Raw genomic sequence first — 6669 nt, forward strand, 5'->3', positions numbered from 1 at the left:
TTTATACCAAACTTTATTCCTAATGTAAAGCCTCCTAAATTGGAGGCTTATTATATTTTATAGTATCAATTCCATTTGAATATTACAACGTTTATAAGGTGTGGCATGGCCCGCAACTTTTTCAAAACCTAACTTATAATAAAGATTGATAGCTGGTTTCAGAATCGTATTACTTTCAAGATAAAGCTTCGAAGCGCCTAATTCTTTGGCAGTATCAACAACCTTTTGTCCCAGCAGCCAACCAATACTTTTACCTTGCGCTTTGGGAGATACAGCCATTTTTGCCATTTCAAAATCATAATCGCCATCATTCATTTTAATTAGAGCACAAACGCCTAAAGGTTCATCATTATATAAGGCCACAAATATTTTTCCGCCCTTATCCAGAATATATTCCTGCGGATTATCTAAGGCTTTGTAGTCGGCCTCTTCCATTTCAAAATAAGTGGAAATCCATTCTTCATTCAGAGCTCGGAAAGCTTCCTGATATTCGGCTTGATATTCTACGATCTGTACATCTTTACTTTCTCTGTTTTTTTTCTGATCCTGTACGCGTTTAAAAAGCGATTTTTTTTCTAAAAGAAATTCCCATTCGGCTATTGCTTCCCAAAGATTATGTGAAGCTTCAGCGGTCATACTTTCAATGGCCTCTTCAATATCAGCACACTGAGTTTCCAGCGTTTTTGAAACTTCAATTCCTTTTTTTGTCAACCCTACCATATTTCTTCTTTTATCATCAGATTGTAAGTTTGAATGAACCAGGTCTGCCGCAGTCATTTCTTTAATAATCTTCGTAACAGAAGGCTGGGAGTGACCAATTTCTTCAGCAATTTCGGTAATGGTTTTACCTCCATTTTCAGCCAGAATAAAAAATACAGGAAACCATTTTGGAGAAAATTCTATGTTATATAATTCATAGATCTTGGCAGCATCTTCAGTTACTTTTCCTGTGAGTAATCTCAATCTGCTCCCAATCGCCATTTTTCCTGTTCTGTTATAAAAATCCATATTTTACTTATTGTTATTTAATTAATACCATTCATTTTCATTAGGAAAATCTCCTTCTTTTATATCTGAAATAAAATTTTTAGTTGCATCGGTCATAATCGTATGAAGATCTGCATAACGTCGTAAAAACTTCGGAGAGAATTCCTTATTCATTCCCATTACGTCCTGTATCACAAGTACCTGTCCATCAACACCAGCGCCCGCTCCGATACCGATCACGGGAATTTTTACTTTTTGAGCAATTTCCGTGGCCAACCTTGCCGGAATTTTTTCAAGTAGCAATCCAAAAGCGCCTAATTCTTCCATTAAGAGACAATCACTGATCAGTTTTTGAGCTTCCTCTTCATTTTTTCCTCTTACCGTATAACTTCCATATTTGTTAATAGATTGCGGCATTAAACCCAGATGAACCATTACCGGTATTCCTGCATCAATTATTTTTTTAATATCATCTTTAATCTCTTCTCCACCTTCTACTTTTATAGCGTCAGCGCCTGTTTCTCTCATCATTCGTATTGCATTTTCAAGAGACTTAAGAGGGTTTCCTGAACATGTTCCAAAAGGCATATCAACAATAATCAGCGCTCTTTTAGCCCCATTTACAACGGATGTAGCATAATTAATCATTTGATCGAGGGTAATCGAAAGGGTAGTAGCGTTTCCAATCATTGTATTAGATGCCGAATCATCAACTATAATGGCGTCAATTCCTGCTTCATCAATTATTTTTGCCATTGTATAATCATAAGCCGTTAATACACTTATCTTTTCGCCTTGTTGTTTCAATTTGAACAAAGAGCGAGTGGTTACCTTTTTTAAGTTTTCAGTATATGTTGACATGGAAGGAAAGCTTTATTTGGTTTTTTAACTAATTATATAATTAATTACATAATTAGTTATGCAAATATATAAAATAATTTTGTCTTAACTATTTTTCAACAAAAAAAGATGTTCATCAACTGACGAACATCTTATTATAATTGTGGCATTTCCTTACCTATTTATTCATGCAATACCAATATGGCCTTCACCGATTTATTCAGTACTTCATTTACCGTACTGCTTGCAAATAAGCGGTAAATGATATTATGATTGCGCTTTACCAGACATAGAATATCAGTTTCATTCGTCTCTATAAAATCTATAATTCCATTGGATGTTTTACCTTCATCATCAATATAATTGAAATTAATCTCTACATTAGGAATCTGTTCTTTTAATTTCTTTTCACCATTCTTTATAGATTTAGCGTCCATATCTTTTTCAGCTATATGAAGAACATCTAGTTTTTTCGGATTCGTAGCCTTCAATATCTGGGTCAATGCTTTAACATCTTTAACAGATAATTTGGTTGTTTTATAATCTGTAGCAAGAGCAACTGCAGGAAATGCAGGCAACACACTTTCCAGAGGAACAATTAAGGTAGGAATTCTCATTTTTGTAACTACCATACTCGTATTACTACCAACAATCCCTTTAATTCCTGTAGCGCCCGTAATCCCCATCATCAGAAATGATACTGCATTATATTCCGTGTATTTGTTAATTACCTTACGTAAGAAACCTACATCACATACTGTTTTTATGGGCACCTCTTGATAAGCTTCATTTTGCCTGAATGTCTCTGCCCATTCTTTTAAAGCAGATCTCTTTTTAGCATAATAATCTTCAATAAAAATTGCATTATAGGTACTGTTATTAATGCCTTCTGTAGGGTGTATTGCATGAATAACAGCAACTTCCATTTGTAAAATTTTAGCAAGAGACAAGGCGTATGTCATCGCATGGCTTGCGCTGTTGGAAAAATCTGAGGCAACGAGTATTTGTTTCATTTTTTTTCGTGTTTTAATACTGTAAATTAATCAAAATCATCTTAATTAAATAAACAAATGGAAGAATAAAAATAACAACAAAGATAAGATAATAGAAACGGGAAGGGTGAGAACCCATGCCAAGCCAATACTTTTTAAAGTGCTCGGATTTAAATTGTTTTTACCCCCAGATGCTACCATAGATCCTGCAATACCACTTGATAAAACGTGGGTTGTACTTACCGGTAATCCAAAAAGCGTACTAATTCCAATGGTTGAAGCTGCAACAATTTCGCTTGAAGCCCCCTGTGCATAATTTAAATGTTCATTTCCTATTTTTTCACCAATTGTTACGGCTATTCTTTTCCAACCAATCATGGTACCTAGGCCCAATGAAACAGAAATCGCAATAATAACCCAGATTGGAGCAAATTCAGTTATTTTATTAAGTTCTGACACCTGATGATGAAGTTCGTTAGTCGTATTTTCATCAATGGTTAGCGCTTTATTTTCATCTAATTTTTTAATAGATTTTATTAAAGCTTCTACCTGCTTTCTAAATGTGTATGTGGCTTCTTTATTCTTTTCACTTTTGAATTTGAGATGTAACTTTACTGCTTCAATATCTTGAGCTAACTTAGTAAATTCTGCAGTGTTCTGAGTGTTTGTTGAAGCAATTGTTTGCAGCGTTTTTTCAGTTTGATTTAAGGTAGAAATAATTTTTTCATTAGGAATATTATGATCAATAGCAAATTTGGCAGGCAGAAATGCAATCAATATCAACATAAAAAGTCCAACCCCTTTTTGTCCGTCATTACTTCCATGAAAAAAGCTAACTAGAGTACACGTAAGAATTAAAATACCTCTAATAAGCAAAGGTGGTTTATCATTTTCACCTGTTGGAATGTGAAAAAGGGCTTTGTATTTCACCACATGCTTTAAAAATAACATTAATAAAACAGCCAAACCAAAACCGATAATGGGTGACAAAATTAATGATAACCCAATTTCTTCAGCCTTATGCCAGTTGACACCGCTTCCTCCATAATACCAGGTAAATCCTAAACCAGCACCAATTAAAGCACCAATTAAGGTATGAGAACTGGAACACGGAATTCCTAAATACCAAGTTCCCAAATTCCAAATAATGGAAGCCAATAAAACAGCGAGAACTAGACTTGCTCCAACAGCCGTTGGCAAGCTCATAAGTGCATCCATGGGAACCAATTTTAGTATTCCCATAGCTACAGCAATTCCACCGGTAAAAACGCCTAAAAAATTCCAGAATCCCGACCAAGGAATGGCAATAACGGGTTTAAGTGCTTTCGTATAAATTACGGTTGCTACAGCATTGGCGGTATCATGGAATCCGTTTACAAATTCAAACGCTACTACCGCAAGCAAACATAGTATAAAAACGGTCAAAAGACCTGTGGTTAAACCTGATCCACCTAAAAAAGACATCATTTCATCTAAAAACATAGTGTATATGTGTGTTTCTTTACATTAAATACATCGTTATGAACAGACTATCATCAATTTTTAATAATCACAATCTAGATGCATTATTATTTTGCTGAAGAGAGAACAACTGAGGCCAATCTCAATATCACCAATTCTTTTTCATCTATACAAAAGTAAGTGGTCTTTATTATCTGAATATCAATGAATAGTTAACGCTGTATTACATTTCATAGAAATAACGATAAACAGAAACTTCATTTAAAACTCTTGCACAAAAAAAGATGTTCATCAACTGACGAACATCTTTTTATGATTTGGATTTAATTATTAAAATTTTTAATCAAGCGGCTTTCTGCCTGAAATAATATTATAAAGAATAACAATTATGGCAATGACCAATAAAACATGAATTAAATATCCAGTACTTATTCCCGGTACAATCCCCAACATTCCTAAAAGCCATACGATAATACAAATGACTGCTACTAACCATAATAAACTTTTCATAATAGTAAATTTTTAAGTGATTCGGTTAAATAATAGCATATACTATGCCTATAGTAATAAAAAGACTTTATTTTTTTTCTTGAAGAACGTCAAACTAACTAAAAAACAATAACATATTGCCTAAAAAAAAGTTTTGGAATATTTTTATTCTCCAGATAAAATAAGAGTAGAATGGAATAGTATCTAAAAAAAAATTAAACCACAAAAGCATTACACTTAAGTGGTTTGATTGTAAGATCTTTATAAAAAAACAATGTCTTGCAATTTACCTGTTACATCTTCGGTTATGATTAATCAAAAGATTAGTCAGTTGATTTTAAAGCCCACCCAATCAAAGGAGCCTGCATGAAAAGCCTTCCCAATCTTTGATTATCTGTATTTAGTCCAAAAGAATCTTTCCGATTGGTATATTGTGCAATATTTCCTGGAAGAACTGCAGCAAAGAATGTTGCAACCACTTTCCCCATCGTTTTTCGATATTTCTTAGGAGTTACGATGGTGGCTGTACCCAAAAGGATCTCCGCAATTCCTGAATAAACAACAGTGTCATCTTTTGCCAAAGGAACCCAATCCGGAACCTGAGCCTGAAATTCTTTTCTGGCAAAGGTAAGGTGCCCAATGCCCGCAGTGATTAAAAATACACCAAGAGCAATTCTAGATATTTCTTTAGTTTCCATATTTTATATTTTAGTGATTGTTATTTTTTGAAAATGATTGAAAAATTAATTCGATCAATTCTGTTATATACTACGTTCAAGAATAAGACCAAAACAAATTGGTTCTTAATTATTTGAATTCAGTTTATTAAGGTGAGTTAGATAGAAATCGAAAAGATATATGATTGTCTGGTCCTAAAAATTCGATACAGATTATAGGATAAAAATAATTAATTAAACCAAAGCAAAAATGTTTTTGCTTTGGTTTTTTGTTTTGTATGTTTTCATTTTCAATTCAGACTGGTTGTGCATTTGGTTTGGCGTAAGATAATGATTCGAAAAATGTGGACGCATTTCATTGTAGATTTCAATGGATTGATCTACTATTTTTCTTCTCAGAGATGTTTCTATATCATATTTATCAATATCAAATTCTTGTTTCAAAATTCCGTTAATTCTTTCTGCCACTGCATTCTCGTAAGGATCCGAGTTTTGCGTCATGCTACATCCTATGCGGTTCTTTTCCAATAGTCTTTGGTACTCATTCGAGCAATATTGCAGACCTCTGTCAGAATGATGGATTAATGATTCTAAATTGACCTTCTTATTTTTCAAAGCTTTCCTTAAAGCGATTAAACTGCTTTCCGTATTGAGATTATCTGCAACATGATGTCCTACGATTTTCTTGGAATAAGCATCTGTTATTAAACTTAAATAACTCGGATTTGCTCTATTTCCAATATAAGTAATGTCTGCAACCCAAACTTGATTGGGCTTGTTGATTTGATAATCTAATATCATATTCTTGTGCTTTCTGAAGCGATGATGTGAGTTGGTTGTAACGTGATAACTTCTCTTGTCTTGGGAACAATCAGTAAATGATTAGCCCGTAAAATATCAAAGAACTTATCTCTGCCAATGTTCAATAATCTCAGAGGTTCTTTTAACATGAAATACAATTTCCTGCCACCTATTTTTGGTTGCATCATACGCTTTTCTTCCACCAATATAACCACTTGCTGAGCGGTGTTAATACGAATTGTGCTGCGTTTCAAACTTCGATAATAGACTTGTCTATCCAGTCCGGACAATCCACAGATAAAAACTAAAGTTTCTTTTTCTGTTCTGCGGAAGTTGCTGATTGTGCGGATGCGGAGTTTTTTCTGATATCAATTTGATATTCGCTTTCCGCAAGATCAATCATCATATCGAAGAAAATAACT

At 33.7% G+C, this 6669-nt stretch carries 6 protein-coding genes and 1 pseudogene; all 7 read right to left on the reverse strand.

Features of this window, described 5'->3' with window-relative positions:
- Positions 1 to 57: 57 nt before the first annotated feature.
- Complete coding sequence (locus BUB80_RS01225; protein WP_073290124.1) at positions 58 to 1008, reverse strand: bifunctional helix-turn-helix transcriptional regulator/GNAT family N-acetyltransferase; 951 nt, start codon at positions 1006 to 1008, stop codon at positions 58 to 60.
- A gap of 21 nt (positions 1009 to 1029) precedes the next feature.
- Positions 1030 to 1848: a 3-methyl-2-oxobutanoate hydroxymethyltransferase gene (panB, locus tag BUB80_RS01230; RefSeq protein WP_073290125.1), complete on the reverse strand. Its 819-nt coding sequence runs from the start codon at positions 1846 to 1848 to the stop codon at positions 1030 to 1032.
- 161 nt (positions 1849 to 2009) lie between these two features.
- A complete protein-coding gene (locus tag BUB80_RS01235; RefSeq protein ID WP_073290127.1) occupies positions 2010 to 2840 on the reverse strand; it encodes a universal stress protein in 831 nt (276 codons plus the stop codon).
- A 45-nt stretch (positions 2841 to 2885) separates the two neighbouring features.
- Positions 2886 to 4301: an inorganic phosphate transporter gene (locus tag BUB80_RS01240; protein WP_139262467.1), complete on the reverse strand. Its 1416-nt coding sequence runs from the start codon at positions 4299 to 4301 to the stop codon at positions 2886 to 2888.
- Positions 4302 to 4619: 318 nt separating this feature from the next.
- Positions 4620 to 4790, reverse strand: coding sequence for a lmo0937 family membrane protein (locus BUB80_RS23320; protein WP_139262469.1), 171 nt, complete (start codon positions 4788 to 4790; stop codon positions 4620 to 4622).
- Between the two features lie 302 nt (positions 4791 to 5092).
- On the reverse strand, positions 5093 to 5467 hold the full coding sequence (locus BUB80_RS01245) for a DoxX family protein (protein ID WP_073290129.1): 375 nt from the start codon (positions 5465 to 5467) through the stop codon (positions 5093 to 5095).
- Positions 5468 to 5680: 213 nt separating this feature from the next.
- Positions 5681 to 6292, reverse strand: a pseudogene (locus BUB80_RS01250) (IS3 family transposase); the annotation flags it as partial.
- Positions 6293 to 6669: the final 377 nt, after the last annotated feature.

The organism is Chryseobacterium polytrichastri (assembly GCF_900142445.1).
Classification (GTDB): Bacteria; Bacteroidota; Bacteroidia; order Flavobacteriales; family Weeksellaceae; genus Chryseobacterium; species Chryseobacterium polytrichastri.

Bases quoted from the DNA above. Each gene is read 5' to 3' on its own strand.
- BUB80_RS01225 (WP_073290124.1), bottom strand. From the start codon at position 1,008: ATGGATTTTTATAACAGAACAGGAAAAATGGCGATTGGGAGCAGATTG.
- panB (WP_073290125.1), bottom strand. From the start codon at position 1,848: ATGTCAACATATACTGAAAACTTAAAAAAGGTAACCACTCGCTCTTTG.
- BUB80_RS01235 (WP_073290127.1), bottom strand. From the start codon at position 2,840: ATGAAACAAATACTCGTTGCCTCAGATTTTTCCAACAGCGCAAGCCAT.
- BUB80_RS01240 (WP_139262467.1), bottom strand. From the start codon at position 4,301: ATGTTTTTAGATGAAATGATGTCTTTTTTAGGTGGATCAGGTTTAACC.
- BUB80_RS23320 (WP_139262469.1), bottom strand. From the start codon at position 4,790: ATGAAAAGTTTATTATGGTTAGTAGCAGTCATTTGTATTATCGTATGG.
- BUB80_RS01245 (WP_073290129.1), bottom strand. From the start codon at position 5,467: ATGGAAACTAAAGAAATATCTAGAATTGCTCTTGGTGTATTTTTAATC.